The 24,678-nt window shown below is 53.0% G+C and carries 26 protein-coding genes, 1 tRNA gene and 2 pseudogenes; 6 read left to right on the forward strand and 23 right to left on the reverse strand.

All coding sequences use genetic code 11. The features are described 5' to 3' along the window. Positions 1 to 340: 340 nt before the first annotated feature. From arsC to M4I36_RS01890, 18 genes are all read right to left on the reverse strand, one after another. On the reverse strand, positions 341 to 835 hold the full coding sequence (gene arsC / locus M4I36_RS01805) for an arsenate reductase (thioredoxin) (RefSeq protein WP_079290749.1): 495 nt from the start codon (positions 833 to 835) through the stop codon (positions 341 to 343). Between the two features lie 114 nt (positions 836 to 949). Further along, positions 950 to 2,242 carry an arsenic transporter gene (locus M4I36_RS01810; protein WP_079290609.1) on the reverse strand — a complete coding sequence of 431 codons (1,293 nt, stop codon included), beginning with the start codon at positions 2,240 to 2,242 and terminating at the stop codon, positions 950 to 952. 21 nt (positions 2,243 to 2,263) lie between these two features. Beyond that, positions 2,264 to 2,596 carry an ArsR/SmtB family transcription factor gene (locus M4I36_RS01815; RefSeq protein WP_079290607.1) on the reverse strand — a complete coding sequence of 111 codons (333 nt, stop codon included), beginning with the start codon at positions 2,594 to 2,596 and terminating at the stop codon, positions 2,264 to 2,266. Between the two features lie 6 nt (positions 2,597 to 2,602). After that, positions 2,603 to 3,337 carry a formylmethanofuran dehydrogenase subunit E family protein gene (locus M4I36_RS01820; RefSeq protein ID WP_258109933.1) on the reverse strand — a complete coding sequence of 245 codons (735 nt, stop codon included), beginning with the start codon at positions 3,335 to 3,337 and terminating at the stop codon, positions 2,603 to 2,605. A gap of 13 nt (positions 3,338 to 3,350) precedes the next feature. Next, the gene (locus M4I36_RS01825) at positions 3,351 to 3,704 is read right to left on the reverse strand and encodes a DsrE family protein (RefSeq protein WP_079290605.1); all 354 of its coding nucleotides are present in this window, start codon (positions 3,702 to 3,704) and stop codon (positions 3,351 to 3,353) included. Beyond that, on the reverse strand, positions 3,701 to 4,630 hold the full coding sequence (locus M4I36_RS01830) for an ArsA family ATPase (protein WP_179123085.1): 930 nt from the start codon (positions 4,628 to 4,630) through the stop codon (positions 3,701 to 3,703). Before M4I36_RS01830 ends, M4I36_RS01825 begins: the two co-directional genes overlap by 4 nt. Then, on the reverse strand, positions 4,614 to 5,489 hold the full coding sequence (locus M4I36_RS01835; protein WP_218669707.1) for an ArsA family ATPase: 876 nt from the start codon (positions 5,487 to 5,489) through the stop codon (positions 4,614 to 4,616). Before M4I36_RS01835 ends, M4I36_RS01830 begins: the two co-directional genes overlap by 17 nt. Positions 5,490 to 5,492: 3 nt before the next feature. Then, complete coding sequence (gene arsD / locus M4I36_RS01840; protein ID WP_079290590.1) at positions 5,493 to 5,792, reverse strand: arsenite efflux transporter metallochaperone ArsD; 300 nt, start codon at positions 5,790 to 5,792, stop codon at positions 5,493 to 5,495. 22 nt (positions 5,793 to 5,814) lie between these two features. After that, positions 5,815 to 6,117 carry a carboxymuconolactone decarboxylase family protein gene (locus M4I36_RS01845; RefSeq protein ID WP_079290589.1) on the reverse strand — a complete coding sequence of 101 codons (303 nt, stop codon included), beginning with the start codon at positions 6,115 to 6,117 and terminating at the stop codon, positions 5,815 to 5,817. A 304-nt stretch (positions 6,118 to 6,421) separates the two neighbouring features. Beyond that, a complete protein-coding gene (locus M4I36_RS01850) occupies positions 6,422 to 7,123 on the reverse strand; it encodes a sulfite exporter TauE/SafE family protein (protein ID WP_218669706.1) in 702 nt (233 codons plus the stop codon). Positions 7,124 to 7,188: 65 nt separating this feature from the next. Then, positions 7,189 to 7,545: a toxin-antitoxin system HicB family antitoxin gene (locus tag M4I36_RS01855; RefSeq protein ID WP_308660954.1), complete on the reverse strand. Its 357-nt coding sequence runs from the start codon at positions 7,543 to 7,545 to the stop codon at positions 7,189 to 7,191. 29 nt (positions 7,546 to 7,574) lie between these two features. Beyond that, a complete protein-coding gene (locus tag M4I36_RS01860; protein ID WP_079290588.1) occupies positions 7,575 to 8,360 on the reverse strand; it encodes an MFS transporter in 786 nt (261 codons plus the stop codon). After that, positions 8,357 to 8,779 carry an SPASM domain-containing protein gene (locus M4I36_RS01865; protein WP_079290587.1) on the reverse strand — a complete coding sequence of 141 codons (423 nt, stop codon included), beginning with the start codon at positions 8,777 to 8,779 and terminating at the stop codon, positions 8,357 to 8,359. Before M4I36_RS01865 ends, M4I36_RS01860 begins: the two co-directional genes overlap by 4 nt. 353 nt (positions 8,780 to 9,132) lie before the next feature. Further along, the gene (rlmD, locus tag M4I36_RS01870) at positions 9,133 to 10,509 is read right to left on the reverse strand and encodes a 23S rRNA (uracil(1939)-C(5))-methyltransferase RlmD (RefSeq protein WP_258109934.1); all 1,377 of its coding nucleotides are present in this window, start codon (positions 10,507 to 10,509) and stop codon (positions 9,133 to 9,135) included. Further along, positions 10,506 to 11,945: an Asp-tRNA(Asn)/Glu-tRNA(Gln) amidotransferase subunit GatB gene (gene gatB / locus M4I36_RS01875; protein WP_258109935.1), complete on the reverse strand. Its 1,440-nt coding sequence runs from the start codon at positions 11,943 to 11,945 to the stop codon at positions 10,506 to 10,508. Before gatB ends, rlmD begins: the two co-directional genes overlap by 4 nt. Continuing rightward, positions 11,942 to 13,405, reverse strand: coding sequence for an Asp-tRNA(Asn)/Glu-tRNA(Gln) amidotransferase subunit GatA (gatA, locus tag M4I36_RS01880; RefSeq protein ID WP_258109949.1), 1,464 nt, complete (start codon positions 13,403 to 13,405; stop codon positions 11,942 to 11,944). Before gatA ends, gatB begins: the two co-directional genes overlap by 4 nt. A gap of 8 nt (positions 13,406 to 13,413) precedes the next feature. Beyond that, complete coding sequence (gatC, locus tag M4I36_RS01885) at positions 13,414 to 13,704, reverse strand: Asp-tRNA(Asn)/Glu-tRNA(Gln) amidotransferase subunit GatC (protein ID WP_258109936.1); 291 nt, start codon at positions 13,702 to 13,704, stop codon at positions 13,414 to 13,416. Positions 13,705 to 13,948: 244 nt separating this feature from the next. Beyond that, positions 13,949 to 14,911: an MraY family glycosyltransferase gene (locus M4I36_RS01890; RefSeq protein ID WP_258109937.1), complete on the reverse strand. Its 963-nt coding sequence runs from the start codon at positions 14,909 to 14,911 to the stop codon at positions 13,949 to 13,951. 297 nt (positions 14,912 to 15,208) lie between these two features. Here M4I36_RS01890 and M4I36_RS01895 point away from each other — a divergent pair, with 297 nt between their 5' ends. Beyond that, on the forward strand, positions 15,209 to 15,361 hold the full coding sequence (locus M4I36_RS01895; protein WP_258109938.1) for a hypothetical protein: 153 nt from the start codon (positions 15,209 to 15,211) through the stop codon (positions 15,359 to 15,361). A 123-nt stretch (positions 15,362 to 15,484) separates the two neighbouring features. On the opposite strand, the gene ligA is transcribed toward M4I36_RS01895, so the two are convergent. Both ligA and pcrA read right to left on the reverse strand, forming a co-directional pair. After that, a complete protein-coding gene (gene ligA / locus M4I36_RS01900; protein WP_258109939.1) occupies positions 15,485 to 17,545 on the reverse strand; it encodes an NAD-dependent DNA ligase LigA in 2,061 nt (686 codons plus the stop codon). A 3-nt stretch (positions 17,546 to 17,548) separates the two neighbouring features. Next, complete coding sequence (gene pcrA / locus M4I36_RS01905) at positions 17,549 to 19,795, reverse strand: DNA helicase PcrA (RefSeq protein ID WP_258109940.1); 2,247 nt, start codon at positions 19,793 to 19,795, stop codon at positions 17,549 to 17,551. Between the two features lie 128 nt (positions 19,796 to 19,923). Between pcrA and M4I36_RS01910 the strand changes: the two genes are divergently transcribed. Beyond that, a tRNA-Pro gene (locus tag M4I36_RS01910) sits at positions 19,924 to 19,999 on the forward strand. A gap of 320 nt (positions 20,000 to 20,319) precedes the next feature. Here the strand turns inward: M4I36_RS01910 and M4I36_RS01915 are convergent. Together M4I36_RS01915 and M4I36_RS01920 are read right to left on the reverse strand one after the other, a co-directional pair. Next, a complete protein-coding gene (locus tag M4I36_RS01915) occupies positions 20,320 to 20,889 on the reverse strand; it encodes a hypothetical protein (protein WP_258109941.1) in 570 nt (189 codons plus the stop codon). 15 nt (positions 20,890 to 20,904) lie between these two features. Further along, positions 20,905 to 21,603: a hypothetical protein gene (locus tag M4I36_RS01920; RefSeq protein ID WP_258109942.1), complete on the reverse strand. Its 699-nt coding sequence runs from the start codon at positions 21,601 to 21,603 to the stop codon at positions 20,905 to 20,907. 323 nt (positions 21,604 to 21,926) lie between these two features. Between M4I36_RS01920 and M4I36_RS16970 the strand changes: the two are divergent. Further along, positions 21,927 to 22,163: pseudogene (locus M4I36_RS16970) on the forward strand (Mu transposase domain-containing protein); the annotation flags it as partial. Further along, positions 22,129 to 22,323, forward strand: a pseudogene (locus M4I36_RS01925) (hypothetical protein); the annotation flags it as partial. The pseudogenes M4I36_RS16970 and M4I36_RS01925, both read left to right, overlap by 35 nt. 236 nt (positions 22,324 to 22,559) lie before the next feature. Here the strand turns inward: M4I36_RS01925 and M4I36_RS16770 are convergent. Next, entirely contained in the window at positions 22,560 to 23,420 is an 861-nt protein-coding gene (locus M4I36_RS16770; protein WP_374985186.1) for a CPBP family intramembrane glutamic endopeptidase, read from the reverse strand. Positions 23,421 to 23,703: 283 nt separating this feature from the next. Between M4I36_RS16770 and M4I36_RS01935 the strand changes: the two genes are divergently transcribed. Together M4I36_RS01935 and M4I36_RS01940 are read left to right on the forward strand one after the other, a co-directional pair. After that, positions 23,704 to 23,838: a hypothetical protein gene (locus M4I36_RS01935; RefSeq protein WP_258109945.1), complete on the forward strand. Its 135-nt coding sequence runs from the start codon at positions 23,704 to 23,706 to the stop codon at positions 23,836 to 23,838. A 146-nt stretch (positions 23,839 to 23,984) separates the two neighbouring features. Further along, positions 23,985 to 24,497, forward strand: coding sequence for a hypothetical protein (locus M4I36_RS01940; RefSeq protein WP_258109946.1), 513 nt, complete (start codon positions 23,985 to 23,987; stop codon positions 24,495 to 24,497). The last annotated feature ends 181 nt before the right edge of the window (positions 24,498 to 24,678 follow it).

Genomic DNA, 24,678 nt, shown 5'->3' on the forward strand with positions numbered 1-24,678 from the left:
CGCACATCCGTATATAGGTATGAATAGATGGGATCAACGGCTTGGAAGTGCGCACGTTTGCGCTCTTCGGCCAACTCAACGAGTTCCTCAATGGACTCCGTTTCTATTCTAGCGCATGGGCGTGGATGACAAATGAACAACCCGCCCTCGGTGTGTCGAGAGCGGGTTCGCAAGGTAGGAACGAGATGACAGATTCGAAGTCAGAAGATTCGTGCGTTCAGGCGAAACCCGTAGACAGCGTGACACGAAGGGGGGCGATTTCGTTTGTGCGCCAGCCCGCAACAAGTGCAATATCAGCGATTTGCCTTATGAAAACTGGGCTATCAGCCCGTTTTCTCCATCAGTAGCCCTCCTTTTCGTCCGTCAACGAGAAACGCAGCGACTCGCTTGTTCGTATAGAGTTTACACGCTCACGCTCCATCTCTTCTTGCACAAAGTGTTCCAGACGCTCCCGGATGGCGTCGCGCACCTCATGAAATTTACCCATGATCTCTTCTTCGCTTCCAGTCGCCCGCGCCGGGTCTTCGAAACCCCAATGCAAGCGCCTTACGGAAGGCGGCGTGACCGGGCAGCGGTCGTTGGCATCGCCGCAGAGGGTAATCGCAAAGTCGGCTTGCATCAACAGATCCTGGTCTATGAGCGACGATTGGTGATGCGAGATATCGACGCCCGTTTCCGCCATCGCCTGCACGGCGCGAGGATTGAGACCGTGCGCTTCAATCCCGGCGCTGGCAAAATCGATCCGATCCCCAAAGAGGTGGTGTCCCCATCCTTCCGCCATTTGGCTCCGGCAAGAGTTCCCTGTGCAAATAAAGTAAATCAACGGCTTCTTCATTTCATTCTTGTTTGTCATGTCTTTCGCTCCCTATCCTTTGTTTCGTTCACTTACCCCAAGCTTGAATATGTATGCGCCTCATCGCCGGCACTGTGGATCCCCTGTTGCCGCCGATTATCCAATTAGGGCGGTCCACAGGTACAAACCAGACAGTGTGACAAACAGGGTTGGAATCGTCAGCAAGACGCCGGTTTTGAAATACCGGCCCCATGTGATGGTGATGCCCCTCTTTTTCAGTACATGCAGCCACAACAGCGTGGCGAGTGAACCAATCGGGGTGATCTTCGGCCCCAGGTCGCACCCGATCACGTTCGCGTAAACCAAAGCCTGGTGCATGACGCCCGAAACGTGGGTTGAGTGAATGGCGAGTGCGTCGAACATGACCGTCGGCATATTGTTCATGATGCTTGAAAGCGCGGCGGCAATAAAACCGGTGGCCAGCGTGCCCCCGTATAGACCGCTATGAGTGGCCCCCTGAATCACGTGCCCGAGGATGTTCGTGAACCCCGCATTGCGAAGCCCGAATACCACCACATACATCCCAATGGAGAACACGACGATCGCCCAGGGCGCCTCACGAATGACGCGCCACGGATGAACGACTTTCGTTCGGCTCCCGCTGACAAGAAACACAATCGCCACCAGCCCCGCAACAAACGAGACGGGGATGTGCAGGAGTTCCGTCAGAATGTACCCCACGAGGAGGATGCCAAGGATGACCCAGGACGCCTGGAACATCCCCTGATGCACAATGGCCTCTGCCGGTTCAGGCAAGTCCGCTGGATTGTAGGTTTTCGGAATGTCTCTGCCAAACACCAGGTATAGAACCGCAATGCTTGCACCCAGCGAAAAAATATCCGGCACAATCATGTGCATCGCATAGCTGAGAAATCCGATGTGAAAGTAATCCGCCGACACGATGTTGACCAGGTTGCTGACGATCAGCGGCAGCGACGTGGTGTCCGCAATAAAACCGCTCGCCATGATGAACGGCAACATTTTCTTCATGTCAAACTTCAACAGTTTAACTTTCTCGAGCACAATCGGCGTTAAAATCAGCGCCGCGCCATCGTTGGCGAAGAAAGCGGCCACCAAGGCGCCGAGGAGCGTCACGTAGAGAAACACCTTCCGCCCATCCCCTTTGGCGGCATGCGCCATCTTCAGCGCAGCCCATTCGAAGAATCCGATTTTGTCAAGGATCGAGGCGATGATGATGATGGCCACAAACGTGAGTGTCGCATCCCAGACAATTCGGGTCACCTCCACGACGTTGTAGAGCGTTACGACCCTGAACACGAGCGCCAACACCGCGCCGCCGAATGCGCTCCAGCCAATCGACAAGCCCCTGGGCTGCCAGATGACGAAAATCAAAGTGACTAAAAAAATTCCTACGGCAAGATATGCCACATTTCCGCCCCCTTTATGGGTTTACAAGGTACACTGAACTCGCAGTCCTCGGGACTTTAACTGTTCAATCTCGGCCGCTACGTTGGGGAATGAGTCTACGATGTCCTTGAGCAAAGGGAACCTTGAGCCATCCATGGAATAGAAGACCCACTGGGCTGTTTTTCGTTCCTTAACAAGTCCTGCTTGTTTCAGCTTACGAAGGTGCTGAGACACACTGGGCTGCGACATATCTAAAATAGGAACAAATTCACAGACGCATAACTCCTCACAGGCCAGCAGAGCCAGCATGTGCAGACGCGTCTTGTCAGCAAGAGCTTTGTATACTTCCGCTAGATCCTCGAAATCATGCACCATCGCGCCCTATTCACCTCCCATGGGAACATTCTTATAAAGAATATCCGTCCGAGTTCCCTTATTCTCGTAAGGAACTGCCTCCCACGTAAAGGGAATTTCACGAACAGGATAATGATCATCAGGTCGATACGGGAATAAATGCATGCGTAACCAGTCGTCTTGCATCTGTTTCAACTGGGATACCGCTTGAATCTTCTCCGACTCAGTGAGGGTGGATATACGGGATTCCAAGTCCATGATTCCCTTTGGAAAGAACCCTTCCCCCTCCACCACTTCTACCGTTTGCCCGGTTGACATGTTTTGGACGATATACCAGACCCCCGGCCGATTGCGCACATCCTGTGTTCCGAATCGAACGCGTCCGCCGGTGAGATAAGCGCCGACATCCCCCAAGCAGGAACTGTTTCGAGACAGAAAGCGTAGATTGGTACGGTCAATGATTCCGTCTGGAAACAGCACGCCTAACGCTTGCGACATGGCATACATGCCTCGAAACAATCCATCGCATGCATGTCCATGGAAACGAACGAGATCGATCCCGCGGATGAATTTTGTCTGCGCAGCGTAACGGCCGTGACTGGATTCCGTATCCCGCACCTGAAAGGTCGGCATGTACGGCGCGTTTTCGGCCTCTTTACTCCAATACCAAAGTGCATCCTCATGATTATCCTTCATAGGGTTATCACGCTCCGCAAAAAATTGAATCCAACTCGGTGAAGCGACAAATTCGTGAGGTTCCACCGAGTTGGCCTTGTTAGAACGTCAGTACGGTATATCCTTCACGGGCGTATCGGGAAAACGCATCCCGTGCAAACTCGAGTTGAATTCCGTATTGACTGGCTGGCTCATGCAATTTCCAACTGTCTACCTGATTTGAACAAGCCCCAACCACGAGGCCTGCTTCTTTCAACTCGACAAGCGTCTGATCGACTTCCGCGGGTACGGATTCAAGCAATTTCACTGCCCCGGTAAACAAGAAGACTTCCACAGCATCCATTTGATTTTCTTCCTTCGCGTCGAAGATGCGTTTTGCGACGTGGAGTCCTGACGTCACCTTGTCCTTCTGATCCCATCCAGAGTTAATGACAATCGCAATTTTCCCGCTCATACTATGACCTCCTGAGATTTTTCAACCACTTGCTCGGCAAATTGCTTCAATAACTCGGGGCCAAGAATCTCATCTTCCTGCAAGGTCGCCACCGCAATCGTTTGATCGCTGTTGCGTTCTTTGACTGCTTTAATATGCGCTGTTTGCAGTTTCAAACGCTTCCCAAACAGTCGACTGGTTGCCGCCTCCTCGGGAAGTACTTGGTTGATAATGATCGCTTCCGTATGGATCTGCGTTCTCTCCAAATCCGCCATCGCCCGTTCCATTTCCGCAATCGGCGTGGCCTCCGGCAGCGTGACAAAGAACATTCCCGTTTCATCCCGGTCTTGCAATGTTCGAATCGCGTCATTCATACGGGCTAACTGCGCGCCATCCAATGCGGCGGTTTCAGCGGTAAAAGCATCCTTATTCTCTAACTCCGTTTCGTAATCCCAAGATAGCTGCAGGAGGCGAATGGTGTGTCCGGTGGGAGCCGTGTCAAATACGGTCACCTCATATTCGTCGCTCAAGAGATACTCCAAAAATTCTTGGAATACGGCAACTTCTTCCGTACAGGGTGAATTGAGCTCTTCACTGACCCGATTAACCGTTTCGCCATTCCCAAATTGATCCACAAGAGACGAAAGCACCTGTTGTCGATACGCTTCAAAAGCGACTTTGGGATCAATACGCGCCAGCCATAGACTGGTTCCCGAAATCTGCTTGGGCGAAGCTGTTACAGTTTCACCAAATACGTTGCCGATGTGAGCCGCTGGGTCTGTAGTTACAAGCAGCGTTTTAAGACCCTGATCAGCCGTATACATAGCTATCGTACAGGCGAGCGTAGTTTTCCCCACACCGCCCTTCCCGGCCAAGAAAATTCTTCTGCGTTTCTCGCCATGGGGCAACAGCAGGTCAGCAGGCAATTTTTCATAGGTTGATAGCATGTTGTAAATCTCCCCCCACCTGCTCCAACATCGCAATTCCTTTGACTTCATCCGCGTACAGGGGCATGATCCCAATCCTTCCAGCAAAACGAAAGGAAAGTTCCTGGATGTAGGGTTCCTGTTTTCGCCATCGACGACCAGAATACGGGTGAGTACGTTCATCCTCTGGAATCACGCCGTTCACAATTGCAACCTGGTTTTCAATTCCGAGCTTGTGCAATTCACCAGATGACCGAAGCATTTCATCCATTGACAATCGTGCAGGCTGCGTGACAAACACAAAAGTCGTTAATGAACCATCCTGCAAGGCGCGTACGGCTTTGTCGTACTCCGCTTTGGAGGCCGTCAGGGCATCGACGCTGCCGATGCAGGTTTGACCACTCCCCGCTGCGCTTTCTTCGATATGCAGACTCCAACTGCTCGGCAACTCCAGGAGACGCAGGGTATGTCCTGTTGGGGCCGTATCAAACACCACCCAGTCATAGTCCGGTTGGTGCATGCACGCGATGAACTGATCGAATGTCGCGACCTCCTCTGTGCAAGGCCCACTCATTTTCTCCTCTGCCGCTCGCACGACTTCTTCGGGAAATACCTCGCGCATTGGAGCTAAAGCACGGTCTTTATACGACTGTAGGGCTGCATCCGGATTGATCTCTTGGATATACAGTCGGGGAACACCTGTCACCTCACGGACTTGAAGACCCACTTCTTGCCCGAACACATCCCCCAAATTGGAGGCTGGATCGGTCGTCACCAACAATGTCTTTTGTCCCTGTTTTGCCAACATCACCGCTGTGCTGGAGGAAAGAGAGGTTTTTCCTGCCCCGCCTTTCCCCGAGAAGAACAGATACTGCGTCATCACCTAAGACTCCTTTGCTGTGAGTAATTCTTCCATTTGCGGGTATTTTCCCAATGCGCGAATCGTGCTATCCACCACGACGATCGGCAAAACCTTCATGCCACCTTTGAGCAGGAGTTCATACACCTGTTGATTCGCTGTAAAGGCGGTGGCATCGCGGCTGAGCATGTATCGAGCGACACTATGCCCATCCGCTTTCAATTTCTCCACCAGTTCGCCCATACGAATCAACTCAGGATCAGGGGATGTTCCGCAAACTCCTGTGGAACAACACATTTCCGGGTCGAAAATGTCAATTTTCATCTCGCATTCCACCTCCGTTTTTTTAGGAACAACAGTTTCCAGAACCACATCCGCAACCGGAACCTTGACTCACGACGGTCAATAGCGTTCGTTCTTGTGCGAACAGGTTCTCCGCAAATTCATCGATCTTCATCGTTGCGGCGAGTTTTACCGGACGAACCAAGAGAAGCACTTCTTGTAGATCGGCGTCACTCGCGCCCTGTTCTCTGGCTTTCGGCACGTGCTGTTCAAGACAGGATGCGCATCCGGCTGTCAGAGCCGCCGCGACTTGAATCAGTTCTTTTGTAAGTTCGTTCACTTCACGCCACCATCTTTCTATTGTCATATAATGATACTCTTATATTATAGTCAACGTGATGCGGTTGCGCAAGGTCGTTCAGAATACTTTTTGATCACCGCCGAGCGCGACCACATCCACTTGAATCCGTTCTCTGCCGTCCACCTGCCATTCCGCCTTCCTTCGTCGGAATCAACCGCATCCAAAAATACGATGGAACATGTTTTGAACAGATCATGTCCTACAGCAGGGGCAAGAGCATTTTCCCTGCAACAACCACAAGCAAAATACCGTAAAACCATTTCACCCATTGCGGTTTTGCTCGGTTGGCCATGAATCCCGCGCCAGCCAACTACGCCAGGATCACGGTGCCGACAGTGACGAACAGAAGCTGTGGATCAATGGTCATATGAGCGACATGTCCCAAGAACCCTGAGAAACTTGAAAATGTAACAATGTAAGCCGTCGTGGCCGCCGCCTGTTTGGTTTTATATCCAATCCACATCAGCATCGGACTGATGATGAATCCTCCGCCGATTCCCAGCAGCCCGCCCAAAAGACCTGCAAGAGCGGCAACCAGACTTCCGATGATCACGCGTCGGGCAAATGAGATCTCCTTATCCGAATCGGCCTGATTCGCTACCCACAGCGTACGGACAGCGGCTATCAAAACCATGACCGAAAACGGAATCAGCAGCCATTTGTTTGGCACATAGGGCGCCAACAGTCCTCCGATCGGTGCAAAGATCAGGGCGCTGATCGCCATGGGCAACCCTCCGCGCCAATCCACCAGTTTTTTGCGCCCATAGGGGATCAGCGCGATGAGCGTGTTCAACCCGTTCAACAACAACCCCAAGGGAATCACGACATCCTTCAAGCCAAATCCGAGCCAGTGGAAAATCGGAACGTACAGCATGCCGCCGCCGAGACCCAACATGGCAAATACAAAGGAAACATTGAGGAAGAGCGAGAGAGGAATGTAGAACGTGCCACAACAAGAGTATATCCGAATATCTACGTGAGAAGTGGGATTGTTCGGTTCAGGAAATTGCACAGCGGTTGCAGATGAATTGGCGCACCGCCAAGAAATACGCGAAGTTCGCGGAGGTACATCGAATCTCACCTGACGGGTTCTTCCGAGGAACGGGACACTTTTCTCGGTTGCTGGATTCCAACGGCGCTTGAGAGTTGATAGAGGATGTATTGGTTCAAACTCACATCCTCCCCGGCTGCTTTTTCGACGAGAAGCTTATGGAGTGTACGGGGCACGCGCACATTAAATTTTCCCGAAAACGCAATGGCCAAATCACGGGTCGGCTCCGGAATGGAATGCCCAAGCTCCAACGAGACCTCAAGCCATCCGCGTTTGGCATCTTCAATCATGGCAACGGCCTCTTCAACCGTTTCGCCCTGGCTCAGGCAACCGGGGAAATCTCCTCCCTTCAATAATTCGATGGCACGCTCCACGTAGATCACTTTGATGTAAGGGCGATGATAGGGTACGGCTAATTTTTTCTGTTCTTTGACGTAGACGTAATGGCAGCATCCACAGCCTGCAACAAAAGCAACGCGCCAATCACCCGAGATTTGAGAATGAATTGCAATGTTTCCCGAGAAGCCGCGCCGATACCCTTGGCGGACTCCGGTGACTTGGCGAGTGAAGCTATAGGCCCCATTACCCAAATTGCCGCCACAGAAAGGATAAAGGTTCCGCCATCCAAAAAAAACGGTAGTTGCCGACCGCCCAATCCAATTAAAAGGCCAGCGACTGTGGGGCCAACCATGGAAGCGATTTGGCTCGACAGCGAGAGTAGGGCATTAGCTGGCACAAGATCGTCAGCGCGAACAATCTGAGGGATTGCCGCTGCCCGAGCGGGTTTGAAAAAGGACGCTGCACTGGCTTCCACGAACGCTAACACGATGAGGGTCCAAGCTTGCACATGCGGCGCTCCTAATATTATCCCGAATACGAATAACGTGAGCATCCGAATGAGGTCACTGACCATCATAACCGTTCGTCTATTCATACGATCCACGATAGAACCGGCCACAAAGCTTAAGAGCAATGGAGGCAAGGCTGTTGCCGCGCTGGTCATGCCCAAAATGAGCGCAGAGCCGGTGACAACGTAAGCCATCCACGGCAAGGCAACGATAAATAACGCGTCGCCAAATACCGACAATGTTTGGCCGGACCACAGCCAGGAGTACCGGGGGTACTGTTTAAGAATGAGAAATCCGCTCTGCTGACGGGGCTCTTTCGAGCCGGAAACACCAAGGCTCTCCGTTTTCATACCTCTTCCTCTCCTGTTTGACGCAGAATCGCCATCGAATCCTTGTCGGAGTTCGGATGATAAGGTCCTGATAACGCGTGCCAACAGTGAGGGTCATCAGCCAAATAGTCACCCGTGTAACTAAAGGCCACCCCGCGACATCCGCCACAATGGTACAGAAAGGGACAACTGATGCATCTTCCTCGTAATTGACTACGGTCACGCAATGTTTGAACGACTTCTGACGTATCCCAAATCACGGAGAATGGTTGCGTATGAACATTGCCAACGGAGATGGGCAACATCACACATGGTGTTACCCACCCCTCCGGGATGATGTATCCTTGGGCCACACCCGCTTGACACCCTCGAAATCCCTCCTGTGTGACCAACCCCGGATCGACCAGCACCATTTGGGCGAGATGGCTGGCAAAGCGCATACGGCCCGCAAATTCCCTCTTTTATGATACACGGTTCTCGGCATACGTAAATGGGTATCGTAAATATTTTGAGCAAAACATCCACCTTACGGCGTTGTCGACAAGACATAGTGGCACGAATTTGCCGCGTTCCACTTGGTTGCTCCGTTGCCAGACGTTGTCGCCGGTCAGATTCATGTGTTCCCAACCGAGTGGTGACCGATGCAGGCAGCGAAAAACGGTGTGAACCTGCCGTAAAAGTTGCCATGGACAAACTAATTCACATAATCTAGAAAATGCTTGGCGGACAAGGAAGGCCCGATCCCATAGATCGAGCCTTCTCCTCTGCGTCGGCAATTCCCATCCCTCGATTTTTAGTCCACCCTATATGTTGATATACAGCACTCCACATGGCTAGTTTGCGGAAACATGTCCACCGGCTGAACCATGTCCAGTGCGTAGTCTGTTGCAGTCAGAGCAGCGAGATCGCGCGCAAGCGTTGCCGGATTGCACGAAACATAGATTATAGACCGAGGCCGCAGAGCCAAGAGAGCGGCCAGTGCGGGTTGAGGGAGGCCTTTACGCGGCGGATCGACCACGACCGTATCAAACTTCTCGCCTCGTGCGATGCGCTCTGGCAGCCAATCTTCGACCGCAGCAGAGACAAAGCGCACATTGGACACGCCATTCTCCATAGCATTGGCATGGGCGTCCGCAATGTTGCTTTCCAGATAGTCCACTCCGACCACTTCGCTGCTGACCTCGGCGAGCAACAAACTCATCGTCCCCACGCCACAGAACGCGTCCAGCACCCGCCCGGGTGACGCTTCGCGGAGAGCAGCGCGGACGGTCTCGTAGAGATGCGGTGTTTGATAATGATTGACTTGCAGAAAGGACCTCAGCGAGAGCTGATAGGTCCGGCCAAGGATACGCTCTGTGAGGCGTTCCGGCCCCGCCAAAACATCCAGTGTCTGTCCGTAAGGGGTGGCGGCGAAACGTCGCTGCACGGTGATAGCCGCCGTCCACACACCGTGATGGCGCCCTGAATGCCGTTCATAGAAACGCAAGAGCCTCTCTGCGACCGCTTCACGCCACCCGTCCACAGACCAGATGACGGCGAGCGCCCCTGTGCTGCCCGACTCGCGCAAGCTCAGGTGATGGACGGCAGAGGCGAGCTGCTCTGGCCACGTGGCCATCTCGTCGCGAATCTGCGACCAGAGCATCTCCATCTCCGTCGATATGAGGTGGCAGGTGGGGGTCTCCACCATGTCGTGCGATCCGCTATGGTAAAACCCAAACTGCAGCCGACCGAGGGCTTTGTTCCAGGCGACGGGTATCTGGACGTGATTGCGGTAGCGGTGGGCGAACGGAGACGCGAGCGTTCGGCGCACACTTTGCTCTTGGTGTAGCGCGCGGCGCAACTGACCTGCCGTCACCTGGCGCTTGTGCTCCAGTTGCTCCGCGTATTCCATATGCTGCAACTGGCACCCGCCGCAACGGCCGAACACAGGGCAGACTGGCTCGTCCCGCTGTTGCGCAAACTCTCCTTGTATTTCGACGAGTTCTGCACGGAGAAAGTTGCGATGTGCCGAAGTGACGCGAATTTGGGCGAATTCCCCCGGCAATAATTGCGGGACAAATACGGTCAACGGGCCAATTTTAGCAACCCCGTCGCCGTCATCGTTCAAGCGCGTGGCCGTGACCTGCGCCAATTGTCCCACCCAGCCTGCCCGTGCGTCCGACTTGGTCATCCTTTCTTGCCTGCCAATTTTTCCAGCAAAAGCTTGTTCACGATACCCGGATTGGCCTGCCCTTTGGTCGCTTTCATGGTCTGCCCAACCAGCGCCGCCAGTGCTTTCTCTTTGCCACCCAAATAGTCTTCGACCGACTTTGGATTGTTGGCAAGGACTTCATCGAGAATGCTCCCTAGGGCCGACTCGTCACTGAGTTGAACCATCCCCCGCTCTTCAATGATGGCTGCGGCAGATTTTCCGGACTCCGCCATCAGCCGAAATACTTCGCGGCCCTGCTTGAGCGAAATTCGGTTTGACTCAATCTCGCCAATCAACGCCGCCAATTGCGCGGGTGAAACTGGGCTCTGGTCCATCGTGCGGTGGGTCGAATTCAGGTAGGCGAGCAAATCACCCATCACCCAATTGCTGGCTGTCTTCGCTGGCACCCCACCTGCAATCAGTTCCTCAAAATATCGCGCTACTTCCACTTCTGCCGTCAGCACCCCAGCGTCGTAAGCGGACAGCTCGTAGTCCCTGCGGTAGCGTGCCATCTTCGCCTGCGGCAACTCTGGAATCTGCGCACGGGCGCTCTCCATCCAGACATCGTCAATGTGGACGCGAACTAAATCCGGATCGGCAAAATAACGGTAATCATGCGCTTCTTCCTTAGAGCGCATCGACAGCGTGGTCTGAGTCGCTTCGTCGAATCGGCGCGTTTCTTGCACAACCGTGCCACCGCTACTGAGCACCGCAGTCTGGCGTACGACTTCGTGTTCCAGACCGCGCTCCACATTGCGAAAGGAGTTCATGTTCTTCAACTCTGCCTTGTTTCCGAATGTCTCGGAACCCAGCGGCCGGAGAGAAATGTTAGCATCGCAGCGGAGCGAACCTTCTTCCATCTTGCAGTCGGACACGCGGCAGTATAGAAGGATGGAGCGAAGCGCTTCGAGATACAATCGTGCTTCCTCTGGAGACCGGATGTCGGGCTCGGAGACAATCTCCACCAAGGGCACCCCAGTGCGGTTGTAGTCGACCAGCGTATGCGTACCATCGATGGAATGGGTGGACTTCCCCGCATCCTCTTCGAGATGCAAACGCGTAATGCCAATCCGCTTCTCCACCCCTCCAACCTCAATCGTCACATAGCCGTGCTCTCCTATCGGACGATCGTACTGGGAAATTTGATAGCCCTTCGGCAGGTCTGGATAAAAATAGTTTTTCCTGTCAAATTTATTGTCTTGATTGATGTGGCAGTGGAGTGCCAATGCAGCCCGCAACGCCAAATCCACGGCTTCCTCATTGAGCACGGGAAGAGTCCCTGGATGACCGAGACAAACGGGGCAGACATGGGTGTTTGGCTCCGCACCCGATGCGTTCCTGCAGCCGCAGAAGATCTTTGTCTTCGTTTTCAACTCCACATGAACTTCCAGACCGATGACGGTTTCGTAGTTCATTGGCCCACCTCCTCGCTGCCGAGGGATCGCTCAAAACCACGCATCTGCTCGTAAGCGTAGGCGACCCGCAACAAAGTTTTTTCCGCAAACGCTTGGCCCACCAGTTGAAGCCCCACCGGAAGTCCGTCGACGGCTCCACAAGGCACGCTGATACTCGGCAGTCCCGCCAAATTCGCGGGAATCGTAAAGATGTCGTTCAGGTACATCTGTAGCGGATTGTCCACTTTTTCGCCGATAGCAAACGCGGGCGTTGGCACCGTGGGACTGGCAATCACGTCACAGGTCGCGAATGCCTCCGTGAAATCCTGGCGAATCAGCGTGCGCATCTTTTGCGCACGCAAGTAGTATGCGTCGTAATATCCACTCGACAGCGCGTAGGTGCCAATCATAATGCGGCGCTTGACCTCTCGACCAAAGCCTTCGCTGCGCGACTTCTCGTACATGTCAAGAAGCGTCGCTGCCTCCACGCGCCGGCCATAACGGACCCCATCATAGCGTGCGAGATTCGACGATGCTTCTGCGGGCGCCAACAAATAGTACGTGGCAACGGCGTAGTCTAAGTGCGGAAGGTCCATCTCTACCAGTTCTGCCCCCGCGTCTTTGAGAACCTCCATGGCCTTCTGAAATGCAGCAGCAACTCCTGCGTCCACGCCTCCATCGACCGCATGCCTGAGCACGCCCACACGGAGGCCACGAACGCCAGCCGCAAGGTCTTCATCGAAGCGCTCCGCCTTGCGCTGGGTGGACGTGGAATCGAGCGGATCGAACCCACAAATCGCATTCAACACGATGGCCGCATCTTCAACCGTCTGTGTGAACGGGCCAATTTGGTCGAGAGACGATGCAAAAGCGATGAGACCATAGCGTGACACCCGGCCATAGGTCGGCTTGACACCGACCACCCCACAAAAAGCTGCCGGTTGACGAATGGAACCGCCCGTGTCTGAGCCGAGCGCAAATGGAACCATGTTCGCCGCCACAGCTGCCGCAGAACCTCCGCTCGATCCGCCAGGCACATGTCCCACCCGGTGCGGATTGTGGGTCACTTGAAAGGCGGAAGTCTCTGTGGAGGAACCCATGGCGAACTCATCCATATTCGTCTTGCCGACCAAGACACCGCCTGCCCCTTCAAGGCGATGCAACACGGTGGCGCTATACGGCGGTATGTAGTTTTCGAGAATCCGACTGGCCGCGGTCGTGCGTAGGCCTTCTGTACAGATGTTGTCCTTGAGTGCGTAAGGAATACCAAACAGTGGCTGTGGCCCGCTACGCTCCACCTGCTCAGTCTCGGTTTCATCCAGCCGCTTTGCGGCGGCCAGCGCTTGCTCGCGATCAACCGTCAAAAAGGCGCCAATCTGACCATCGTGTGCGTCAATCTGCTGCAAAGCTTTGGCGACCCATTCGGACGGCTTGGTCTCGCGCTTCGCAAGGGACTCTTGAATCTGCTTCACTGTTTCCATCAATGATGTTAGCCCTCCAATACAGCCGGAACGCGGATTTGTCCTTCGTCGCTGTCCGGCGCGTTGCGCAGTGCTTCTTCTCGCGCCAGTGAAGGTTTCGGAGAATCCACGCGCAGTGCGTTCGTCAATAGCTGAGAGTGACTTGTTGGCTCGACATCTTCTAAAGACACTTTTTGAAGTTGCTGAGCGTAACTCAAAATATCGTTTAATTCAGGAGCCATCGCGTGAACTTCTTCGTCCGTCATGGCCAATCTCGCGAGTTTGGCCACTTGCCGAACGGTATCCTCTGTAATATCCATTATCTTCCTCCTTATCGGTGCAGACAATTTCCCTGCCATGGGTGTCTCTCAGTGTTCGCTGGAGATGGAATGCAACGTGTCAAGAGACGATGAACGGTATCCTGCCGGAACTGCCCGATGTCCACTGGACATTCAATTGTTGCATTATATCACACAGCCCTTTCCCATCTGCGGCCTTCTCGGGCAACACACTGGGGAAGGGCTGAATGGATAGATTCGATGGATACGCTCGGCACAAACTCACTCAGTGGACGACCACCAGTTGCACGACAATCGACGCGAGTGAGAAGCAAATGCCGAGCAAATACAAAACCGTCACCGTTTGAATCTGCGTCAACCCGGAACGCATGAGGATGTGGAAAGTGTGCCCTTTGTCCGCAATATGCAGGGGGCGATTTTCGCGCAGACGCCGAAACATCACCCAGACTGTGTCTAAGATGGGGACTCCAAGTGCCAATACGGGTACCATGACGGAGACCACGGTGGCACTCTTAAAGGCACCGTCAATCGCGATGGCAGCAAGCACAAAACCGAGAAATGTTGCTCCAGCATCACCCATAAAAATGCGGGCCGGGTGAAAATTGTGACGCAAGAACCCAATCGAGCTACCCACCAGTGCGATGGCAAAGACCGCCATCACCGTCTGACCTTTCAGCAACGCGATAAAAAACAGTGTGACTGCGGAAATAGCGGCAATACCGGCCGCCAGTCCATCGACACCGTCTAGAAAATTCATCATATTGGTGATGGCTACCACCCACAGGACCGTGCCGAGCACAGACAGCCACAGAGGGAATGTGTAGTACGTGTGGTTAAAGGGAATCGAAACGCCCACGATGCGAATCTGGTAGAGAACGAGAATCAGCGCGGCAACCAACTGCATAACAAACTTTGGCCATGCACGAAAATCTTTTCCGCGGGTCTTGTAGAAGTCGTCTAATACGCCAATCGCGAAGATGACCAGCCCGCCCATGGCAATGCCCCAAAACGTACTCCCGGCACGCCCAAGCACTCCCGCTGTAATAAGAAATCCACAGTATATAGCCAGACCACCCAGCAAGGGTATCGGCTGAGTGTGAATTTTTCGTCCATTTGGTTTGTCAACAAATCCGGTTTTCATGGCCAAACGGCGAATGAACGGTACAGAGAAGTAGACAATGGCAAACGCTAAGCCAAAGCTCAGTAGATAGTACCATGCAGGATGCATGATGATAAGGGAGCCCCCTATTCGCACGATTCAACCGTTTCAACCCAGCGGCCAAATCTTCGCCAGCATTGGCAGAATGCCCGATTCAGCGTGCTGTGAAGCATGTCAAGGCCAGTTCACGTGCTTCATTATATCAGACATATCAAAATCGACAAGATACGAGTTCAAAGAACAGACATGCCTGCAACGCGTGTTGCATACCTTCAGAGTAGAACCGAATGTCCGTCGCTTGTACTTTCTCCAGTTTCACAGAAGGTCATGCAGAATGAGCGGACAAAACCAGACAGGAGGATGACTATGACAAGCCACGAAATCATCGCCGCATGCATCGTCTGCATCCCGATTGCCTTTGCACTCGGACGGTACTCCACACGCGTCGCCTTTTTTCACAGTCGGGCGGAAGAGACCTTGAGCGTCCCGGAATTTATGCGCAGCAAACAATCCGAATGAACATCCGCTTCGCATAACCGAGATTGGCGCGCCGTCTGTCTATGAAGGAACGAGCGCGCCTCCACGCTCCCCGTTAAACTCCACCGAAATGGGCAGAAACCGTTCGTCGCCGGACCGTCAGGCTCACTTCAGATACGGCTCAATCCAGGCGCAAAAAGCGGCTTCATCGAGAATCTGCAAATCAGATTTCTTCCCCGACCTGACCAATTCCTGTGCCTTCTCGAGTTTTTGGCCCGCATTTTCTCCAGCAATGACAATGTCTGTCTTTGTACTGACACTACCTGTCACCTTGCCACCCAGCATGGTGACAATTTCAGCCGCTCGCGTGCGGTCAAAGGACTCCAGTTGTCCCGTCAGAACGACGGTCTTTCCAAGAAACGGACCATCTTCAGGTGGGTCAATCCGCTGCTTTGCCTCCATGGCCACCCCAAGCTCTGTGAGTTGACCCACCATCCGCTGCATTGCCTCATCGTGCAAATAGTCGAGGATGCTCTCGGCCATTTTTGGCCCTACATCTTTCAATGCCACCAAGTCTTCATAAGAAGCGGACTGCAACCGCTCCATAGTTCCGAAAGACTGCGCCAAAACTCGCGCCGCTTTCTCCCCTACGTGGCGAATGCCAATTCCAAAGAGAAGGCGCTCTAGGCCAGCCGACTTGCTGCGTTCGATAGCGGCGAGCAAATTGTCGGCGGATTTCTCCCCCATTCGTTCCAACTGCAACAGCGACTCTTTGCTCAATCGATAGATGTCCGGGATGGAGTGAACGCGTCCCGATTGAATCAGAGCTGCCACCCAACTCTCGCCAAGCCCCTCAATATCCATGGCATCACGCGATGCAAAATGAATGACCGACTCCCGCAAGACCGCCGGACAATTCGGATTGATACAGCGCCAGGCAGACTCTTCCGGCATGCGGTGGAGACGCTGCCCGCACTCCGGACATCCTTCCGGCATGGCAAACACCTGTTCATTCCCCGTGCGATATTCTGGCAAGGACCGCACGACCTCAGGGATGATATCCCCCGCTTTCTGAACGACAATTCTGTCCCCCACGCGAATATCGCGTTCGCGCACAATGTCCTCGTTGTGAAGCGACGCCCGAGAAACGGTTGTACCAGCGAGCGACACTGGTTGGAAAACGGCGGTCGGCGTAACCACACCCGTGCGGCCGATATTCAGCACAATTTCTTCCAGCGTCGTCTCCGCGACCTCAGCCGCATACTTGTAGGCAATCGCCCAGCGCGGGCTTTTCGCCGTGAAACCGAGCGCCTGCTGCATCGCCAGAGAATCCACCTTGACGACCATCCCATCCGTCGCATAAGGGAGTCCGTGCCGCTCCTCTTGCCACTGTTCAATAAACTCGAGTACGCCTTCCAAGGTCAAACCATTCGCCCGCACCCCGTGTGCTGGAAGCCCCAGTTCTTTCGCCAAGTCGAGCGCTTGCGAGTGCGACTCCAACGGCCGACCCTCCACATACGCCACCTGATAGACGAGAATACCGAGGCCCCGCCGCGCAGCCACCTCTGGATTCAATTGACGGAGCGATCCCGCTGCGGCATTGCGGGGATTCGCAAACAGTGCTTCGCCATGCTGTTCTCTCGCCTCATTGAGACGGAGGAAGGCGGACTTTGGCATGTACGCTTCTCCGCGCACTTCGATGGTCAGCGGTTGTGCCAAGACGAGCGGCACATTTCGGATGGTTCGGATGTTCGATGTAATGTCCTCTCCCGTTTCTCCGTCTCCGCGCGTTGCACCCTGCACGAGTTGTCCGTTCTCATAGCGGAGGGAAATCGCCAATCCGTCGATTTTCAATTCACACACGTAACGCACGCCGTCTCCCACAACCTCAGAGACACGGCGGTGAAAGTCACGCATTTCCTCATGAGAGTAGGCATTCGCGAGCGACAGCATGGGAATCCGATGCTGAACCTTAGCAAATCCAGAACTCGGCAGCCCCCCTACACGCTGGCTGGGCGACGCTGGGGACAAAAACTCTGGATACTCCGACTCGAGCTGAATCAGCTCTCGCATCCACCCGTCCCACACGTCGTCCGTCACCGTAGGATTGTCTTCCTCGTAATAGCGCTTGGCATGTTCCTCCAGTAATTGGCGCAGTTGTTCAATCCGGTGCGCCGCCATCTCCTTCTGCTCCACGTCTGACACTTTCGCTTCCTCCCGCGCCATGCCTCACTCCACCTTGTGAATCGGTGCAAAACGTGCAACCAATTTGCGCTCCCCGATGGGTGCAGGAAACGTCACCGTCATCTCCAAGTCCTCTCCCTGCCCAGCCGTCGCCAAGATGACGCCCAGACCCCATTTACGATGTTCCACGTGGTCACCGACCTCGTACGTGACATCCAGATTGGCGCCAAATCCCTTCGGAATGTGAGGAGCCGCAATCTGCCCCGACTGCCTCGTTCCGCGGTCTGGAGCCACGGCCACACGCGGACTTCCTGGCTGCACCACCTGAAGACAGTGAGCCGGCATCTCCTCCAAGAACCGCGACGGAGAGAACGTCCGAATCCCTCCGTAAATCATCCGCTGCGAACAAGTGCTCAAGTACAAGCGGCGCATGGCGCGAGTCACACCTACATAACAGAGTCGCCGCTCTTCTTCCATTTCTGTCGCATCGAACAGCGTTCGACTGTGCGGAAACATCCCCTCTTCCAGTCCCACCAAAAAGACCACCGGAAACTCCAGCCCTTTGGCACTATGGAGTGTCATCAGCGTGACCACATCGTCTGTCTCATCAGCCAGCCTACCGTTGTCTAAGTCCGTATCCGCCACCAAGGCGACCTCTGTCAAAAACTGCCCTAGTCGATCCGCCGCTTCGACATCCTTCCAATTCTCATCGAACTGCTTGGTGAGTGACAGAAACTCGTCCAAGTTTTCGAGCCGCGCTGCTGCTTCCAATGATTTTTCCGCTTCCAGCGCTTCACGATACCCAGACCGTTCGATGATTTGTTCGACTAACTCTGTGACGTTGAGGAAGCTTGCCATCTGCTGCAAGTTCGAAATAAGCTCCACGAAACTCCGCAAACTGCCGATTGCTTTCCCGGAAACTCCAGTCTGTTCGAGTTTATCTGCCGCATCCACGAGGGCAAGACCGTTGGCATCAGCATAAGCAGCGAGCTTGGCCAGGGACGTATCACCAATGCCCCGCTTGGGAACGTTGACAGCGCGTAGAAAGGACGGATCGTCCGCAGGATTCGCCGCCAGACGGAGATAGGCGAGCAGGTCGCGAATTTCCTTTCGTTCATAAAAGCGCACACCACCGTAGATGCGATAGGGAATACCGCGCTGGAGTAAAACCTCCTCCAGCACGCGTGATTGCGCGTTGGTGCGGTAAAGAATGGCCGCATCTGTATAATGCCCGCCGTCTCTGCACCAAGCTTCCAATTCGGTCGCAACCGCTGCCGCCTCTACGCGTTCGTCAGGGCATCGAAAAAGTGTCGCCTTTTCTCCTTCACCGCGGTCGCTCCACAGTCGCTTGCTGGCTCGTCCATGATTATTGGCAATGACGTTGTTGGCAATGTCCAAGATGGTCTGCGAAGACCGATAATTTTGCTCTAGGCGAACGGCGACCGCCTCTGGATAATCCCGTTCAAATTGAAGGATATTTTGAATGTCCGCACCGCGCCATCCATAGATGGACTGGTCGGAGTCTCCTACCACGCAGAGGTTCCGATGTGCATCCGCCAGCATCCGCACGAGTACATATTGCGCATGATTCGTGTCCTGGTACTCGTCCACATGGATGTAACGAAACTTGTTCTGATAAAACTGTAGAACGTCTGGGGCGGACCGAAACAACTCAATGGTCTTTCCAATCAAGTCGTCAAAATCCAGAGAGTTGTTCCGCTTTAAACGCCGCTCATACTCCAGATACGTGTTGGCCACGAGCTTGCCGTAGAGATCACTCGCCTCTTCCTTCGCACGACTTGCGGTTTTGAGCACATTTTTGTGTCCGCTGATGGCCGAGAGAATCGCTCGCGGCTCAAATTTTTTGACGTCTACATTGGCATCGCGCAAAATCTTTCGAACCAGAGACAGTGAGTCTTGCCCATCCAAGACTGTAAAACCCGAAGTATATCCAAGGCGGTCAATGTCGCGGCGCAAGACACGTGCACAAAGCGCGTGAAAAGTACTAGCCGTCACGTCGTTAGCGCGAACGCCAACCAACGCCTCAATCCGCTCGCGCATTTCGCGCGCAGCTTTATTCGTAAAGGTGATGGCCAAAATACTCCACGGAACCACCTGGCGACGATGAATCAAATATGCAATACGCCTCGTCAAGACCCTGGTTTTTCCGCTACCAGCCCCCGCCACAATCAACAGTGGCCCTTCTGTCGTCTGCACGGCCTGCCGCTGCTCCGGGTTGAGTCCTGCCAATGCATCTTCTTCCGTCGCCCTGGCGTCCAGCCCCATGTTCATCAGTTCACCCACCCTGCTCGTGTTTTGTCTATTATAACAAGAGTCCATTTCTGATGTTTGACGACCAGACTGGCCACGTGGTATATTAGCGTTTGTTCGCCGCCTCAACTTTGAGGAAAGTCGACTATCGGAATGTAGCTCAGGTGGTAGAGCGCACGGTTCGGGACCGTGAGGCCGCAGGTTCGAGTCCTGTCATTCCGACCAAAGTTTGCCGTAACTGCCATTTTTTGCGATGTTTGAAGAAAAGCAAGTGGTTCACTCAGACCACGATTTGACTCGAAACGACCACTTTTCTCCTGTGCGAAATCACAGAAGTGAAGTGGTTTCTTCATGTTGCCAAAAAAGGAACGATCTCGCCAAAATGTTTGGTCCAAATGACTTTATGACATGTCAGTTTCGTAACGAAACATGCCCTTGAAGAATGGGGGTATATGAGATGAAAGTGGTCTGGTCTGACCACTTTCATCGTTCGGATAGCTTCTTGCGCAGCGCGATTCAAATTGGTGCAATCATAGTTGCGCCGGTTATGCCTTGTTGGCGGACGATTTACCAGAGACAGCTGCAGGTTTCGCAACTACGTGAATGACCACATGGAACGCTGGTAGCCAGTCCCCTGGGTGGTCCTTGTCATACGTCAGCAGTGGCAAACAATACAGCGAAGGCATTTTTTGCTGACCCTTGTAAATGGATGGATAGAGGTCAATGTACTGAATCCCTGGCGTTTCAGACGCCCGCAACTGGATTTTCACATATCCATGCGAATTGAATCCACACACATACCCAATGGCGCTATTGTCGTAAGCAACCGTGTAAATATTGTCATAATCCGTCCAACCTACACCTAGCATTTTGATGGTAAAAGGTTGCCCTGCCACCACCGTCTTGGGGACATATACAACCGACGGCATAATTCGGAACGTCGTACTGCCAGCAACCTTTGTCCCATCCATCAATTGAATGTTATGCGGAGGTCCTCCTAGTTCGTTCGGCACCTGAACTTTCTTCGTGAATTGGCCGAAAGCGTCTGTGCTCACTTCGCCGAGAGGCACTTGCTCCGCCCCATATCCCTGCCCAGACACACGGCTTCCGGCCATGGTGTCCCAGACCAGTTAATAGGAGTGGTACGGCGCCAATCCGAAACCCGTCAGAGTGAAAGACTGCCCGACCGTTCCGCTGCCTATCGACGCCGTCAAATGCTGGCCAACACTTGGTTTGGGTCTAGGAAGCGGATCGGACACCGTCACCGGATGACCTTTCGTCACATTGACGGTGAAACTGTAATTGGAGCGGAAACTAAATGGCGACTGCGCTAAATTTAAATACGGCTGACCTTCCACACTTCCACTGATCAGTTGAATCGTGTGTTTGCCAACCGCGCCCTCCGCACGAACGGTGAAATTCGCCACCCCTCCGGTAGACACAGCAGTCACATCTCCAAGAAGATGATTGTCGTAAAGCACATCATAATCACTGGTATAAGGTCCCACGCCAAGCCCATCCACGTGAATATGGAAGAATTGTCCTTGTGGCTCGGTTTTGTCGCGAAGGGTTGCGAGCGGAGTTAGGGTCACGGCACCTGCCGCCACAACATCCCCTTTGGCGTCGACTAAACCGACCATGTGTGCGTCCCCAAATCCAGACGGATCTCTGAACGATCCGCTGACAGTCCCAGACCCATCACTCTCCACAGGGCCGAGCGTTCGCTTGCCGAGTGTGTACTCTGCACCGACAAACTTTTGCTTGTCCGCTTTCCAGGTGCCTTGATAGCTCATAAGATCTGTGGCGCTGTAACGGATGAACTCGACCACAGTGATCACAACGCTTCGGTCGGATAGTAGACATATCTGGATGCTCACAAAATACTAAATAGGACTGAACATCAGATGGAGCACTCATTATGATCAAAGGCATATAGGGCGTGCGTAAGCACAACCCTGTGGGGAGGAAGAGAGACCAGGTGGCCAAACCTTATTGCGGTCTCTCTTCTCTTATGCCTATGTACCCTCCCACAATGATTGTCGGTAAAACTATCTTCTGCATACGACTATCATCGACAAAATCCTCTGTCAAAGCGAACGACAAAAAAGCCACCCATCTGCCGTCATACAGCGTGAGCGGCTACAGGTTGGAGGCCTGCATCGAACACCCACGGTTAGATAAGTATTCGACCATTTGGATCGATCAGAATCGGTACTCTGTTCCCGACCATCTCGTTGGAGAACAGCTTCTAGTGAAGGTCTACTCGAATCGCGTGATCGGATTCCATAAAACGGAGAAGATTACCGAGCACAAGCGGCTGACAGGAAGCCATGAATGGCGCTCTGAGTTGACTCATGACCTGGAGACGCTTAAGAAAAAGCCTGGAGCAGAGGTGGATACCCGTCGGTCCCAAAGGCAAGCACTATCCGGAGCGCAAGGCCGCACGGCATGGAAAAGAGAAGGATTGCGTCACCCTCGGCGGTCGCAAGGTGGCTGTGGAAAAGGTGCGAGTACGCAGCGTAGATGGCCGGGAGATGTCGCTCGAGACGTAGCGTCTCCTTGATGAGTTTTAAGGGCTCTCGACCCGTTGCACACCCAGCATAAAGGAGGCGCTTCGATTTGGACAAACCCGAAATTTAATGATAAAAAGACTGTTTACACCATCACAAACCCCATGATGGGGTTCAAATCGTTTCAAACTGCGGACCTTAGGCTTGCGGGAATTGAAGCCATGCCAAGGATACGACAAGAGCAGGCTGAAATGCAGCACAAATCGGCAGGGGTATCAGATATCTACAAAACCCTTGCGACGAGCCTTGGTCAGTGTGAAATCCGTAGAAAATCTTATGAGCTCAGCTCCTATTAGACCCATCAGGTAAATCTGAACGTAGCCTATCTCTAGCCAGGGTATGTGAAAATCCAACATCCACGGTCGACCCAGTGATTTATAGTATGGTTGCCAGTCCGCTATACAGTGCAGGAAAGCCGCCCATAGGATTGAGCGGCTACGCCAAACAATTATACTAAACACAAGACCAAACAATAAAGCCTGACCTAATGCAATAAAGTACCCCTGTGAGAACGGTTTTTGCCCTCCAACGATGACAAACTCTGCCCAGTGAGATACAGCAAACAAAACCGAGACGATCAGTACAGCCCACACAATACCCAATCGGTCTTTGAATACTCGTGTCAAAACTCCCCGAAAAATCCATTCCTCGGACAATCCAGTAATCATGAATGTCAGTATCCCAATCCCATTGCTTACAGTAAGCATACTCCGGAACGGTGAGACAGCTACAAACACAATAACGATACACAGCCACAACATTATCAAGCGTCTAGCGCCAGTAGCTTTACCGAGCAGAGGTCGTAGATGGAATGGTCGATAGACCACAAAATAGAATAATAGAGTAATTGCTCCATAAAGTATATCTTGTGGAATAGGTAAAAGGAAGTTGGACAAGTTTCTCGAGGGTAGCAAAGGTGTTGCATGTAGAATTCTGTATGTATATGGGTAGATTACGAAAAACGCTAGTGCTGGAATGCCAAGTGTGCTAATCAGATACGCTACGAGTACCCTGAACATTGCCGAATCCCAAAGCCGAGTCAATGTATCCCTCCTAACCCATGATCCCACAACCATCTTCGTCGTGTGAGGAATACGTGATGTTTCGTATGCCCTATGAACTTGCTAAAGTGAAATACCACACAAGAGGTAAATCCACGTTAAAGATACCACAAAAATATGAAATTATGTAAATTGTATTTTGTTACTCAGCTTTCGCAGAGAGAAAATTAGGTTAATCCATTGAATCTGGAAAGATCATTGTCTGGCTATGCCGTGCTAGTGAATGCATCATTTTGACAGGGATCGGTCTGTTTGACCAAGGTGAGCTTTTCATTGGAAGCATAGAGGGTCTTGAGGGATGCAGGATCGATTTGAATTTGCAGCGTATACGTCGGCATACTCGGGCCAAGCGAGAATGCGTTCCGGTGGAGGATGTTTTATCGACGATGTCACATTTCCCGAAGCTACTCCGTCTAAGGAGACGGAAGGATGATTGGCAGAAGCCTACAAGAACCTACGAGGAGATTCCTGCTTAAATTCATCCAAGGATGGAGGGTAGTTGCGAGTAACCGGATGAGGCAAGCGATCAATATGTTACGATAGGATTCCAGGATATGCAGTCGTGAAAGAGGGATTCTGATGCGGTATCGAACGCCCGTACTGATCGGCGCATTATTTCTAGGGAGTATCGGTTTTGTCGGTTGTGGAGTGAGTAGGCATCTCCCGGTTGCACTGACAACAGGCTCTCACCATATCTCCACATCGAAGCGAGGATATCGCTATACCATTGAAGCGGTGCTCCCTGAAAGCACTGGTGTGCAATTCAATATAAAGTTTGATCCAATACTTCCAAACATAACTAGAAGCTTTGTGCCTTCCATGTTTTCTCATGCTCATTTTTCAGATCACGGGACACGATTCACGGCGACGTTCCTCCATGCCAATCTTTGGACTGGTGCTCAATCACTCAACAGTGGTTGGCCCAGATTGGCCTTTAATACCGAGATCCCGGTAAATACATCTTGGGTTCATTGGATCATCCTCCGGCGTGAGGGCCGGGCCATTCGCATCATATGTGACTTAGGTAAACCTGCAAAAAAAGAATCATTAGGGACGATGCCTACAGGGTTTGTGTTCAATTTTAAAGCGTAGTGTTTCGGCCATCGCCAGATGGCCGAAAGCTGACGGTATTGCCTGTCCAAAAGTTGCTGGGTAAAATGACCGTAACCTTAGGAAAGGAAAACGCCCCTGTTCGTGTGTGCTGAGCCAACAGCACACCAGGGGCGTCACCAAAAACCAACATGGTTAGTGTATCAGATTACGAGCTCATTGA

Source organism: Alicyclobacillus sp. SP_1, from assembly GCF_024706985.1.
Classification (GTDB): Bacteria; Bacillota; Bacilli; order Alicyclobacillales; family Alicyclobacillaceae; genus Alicyclobacillus_I.

Coding starts and splice junctions, on each gene's coding strand:
- arsC (WP_079290749.1), bottom strand. CDS start 835: ATGAAGAAGCCGTTGATTTACTTTATTTGCACAGGGAACTCTTGCCGG.
- M4I36_RS01815 (WP_079290607.1), bottom strand. CDS start 2,596: ATGGTGCATGATTTCGAGGATCTAGCGGAAGTATACAAAGCTCTTGCT.
- M4I36_RS01825 (WP_079290605.1), bottom strand. CDS start 3,704: ATGAGCGGGAAAATTGCGATTGTCATTAACTCTGGATGGGATCAGAAG.
- M4I36_RS01830 (WP_179123085.1), bottom strand. CDS start 4,630: ATGCTATCAACCTATGAAAAATTGCCTGCTGACCTGCTGTTGCCCCAT.
- M4I36_RS01835 (WP_218669707.1), bottom strand. CDS start 5,489: ATGACGCAGTATCTGTTCTTCTCGGGGAAAGGCGGGGCAGGAAAAACC.
- arsD (WP_079290590.1), bottom strand. CDS start 5,792: ATGAAAATTGACATTTTCGACCCGGAAATGTGTTGTTCCACAGGAGTT.
- M4I36_RS01845 (WP_079290589.1), bottom strand. CDS start 6,117: ATGACAATAGAAAGATGGTGGCGTGAAGTGAACGAACTTACAAAAGAA.
- M4I36_RS01860 (WP_079290588.1), bottom strand. CDS start 8,360: ATGAAAACGGAGAGCCTTGGTGTTTCCGGCTCGAAAGAGCCCCGTCAG.
- M4I36_RS01865 (WP_079290587.1), bottom strand. CDS start 8,779: ATGCGCTTTGCCAGCCATCTCGCCCAAATGGTGCTGGTCGATCCGGGG.
- rlmD (WP_258109934.1), bottom strand. CDS start 10,509: ATGACCAAGTCGGACGCACGGGCAGGCTGGGTGGGACAATTGGCGCAG.
- gatB (WP_258109935.1), bottom strand. CDS start 11,945: ATGAACTACGAAACCGTCATCGGTCTGGAAGTTCATGTGGAGTTGAAA.
- gatA (WP_258109949.1), bottom strand. CDS start 13,405: ATGGAAACAGTGAAGCAGATTCAAGAGTCCCTTGCGAAGCGCGAGACC.
- gatC (WP_258109936.1), bottom strand. CDS start 13,704: ATGGATATTACAGAGGATACCGTTCGGCAAGTGGCCAAACTCGCGAGA.
- M4I36_RS01890 (WP_258109937.1), bottom strand. CDS start 14,911: ATGCATCCTGCATGGTACTATCTACTGAGCTTTGGCTTAGCGTTTGCC.
- M4I36_RS01895 (WP_258109938.1), top strand. CDS start 15,209: ATGACAAGCCACGAAATCATCGCCGCATGCATCGTCTGCATCCCGATT.
- ligA (WP_258109939.1), bottom strand. CDS start 17,545: ATGGCGCGGGAGGAAGCGAAAGTGTCAGACGTGGAGCAGAAGGAGATG.
- pcrA (WP_258109940.1), bottom strand. CDS start 19,795: ATGAACATGGGGCTGGACGCCAGGGCGACGGAAGAAGATGCATTGGCA.
- M4I36_RS01915 (WP_258109941.1), bottom strand. CDS start 20,889: ATGGCCGGAAGCCGTGTGTCTGGGCAGGGATATGGGGCGGAGCAAGTG.
- M4I36_RS16770 (WP_374985186.1), bottom strand. CDS start 23,420: ATGGTTGTGGGATCATGGGTTAGGAGGGATACATTGACTCGGCTTTGG.
- M4I36_RS01935 (WP_258109945.1), top strand. CDS start 23,704: ATGCAGGATCGATTTGAATTTGCAGCGTATACGTCGGCATACTCGGGC.
- M4I36_RS01940 (WP_258109946.1), top strand. CDS start 23,985: ATGCGGTATCGAACGCCCGTACTGATCGGCGCATTATTTCTAGGGAGT.